1 protein-coding gene is annotated in these 328 nt (G+C 47.0%); it reads left to right on the plus strand.

Going from position 1 to position 328, the window contains the following annotated elements; genetic code table 11:
- The coding region (locus tag CHH91_RS18125) for a PfkB family carbohydrate kinase (protein WP_286160841.1) at positions 1-328 on the plus strand (328 nt) is incomplete at both ends.

Raw genomic sequence — 328 nt, forward strand, 5'->3', positions numbered from 1 at the left:
ACGAACACGTTGATCGGATTAGCGAAACTTGGTCATAAAACAGGCTGGATTAGTCGAGTCGGCGCTGACGAGTTAGGAGCGAAAATCATCCAATCTGTCCGTGGTGAAGGCGTCGATACAACGTATGTAACCATGGATGAGCAGGCTCCAACGGGGCTTTTTTTGAAAGAACAAATGACTGCGAAGACGGCGAATATCCTCTACTACCGAAAGGGTTCTGCGGCGAGCCGTTTAGAGTCTGCCGATATTGATGAGGACTACGTTAAGAAAGCGAAGTTTCTATATTTAACAGGGATTACGCCATTATTGAGCAAATCATGCGAGCAGG

The sequence above is a fragment of the Virgibacillus sp. 7505 genome, assembly GCF_002272135.1.
GTDB lineage: Bacteria > Bacillota > Bacilli > Bacillales > Amphibacillaceae > Terribacillus.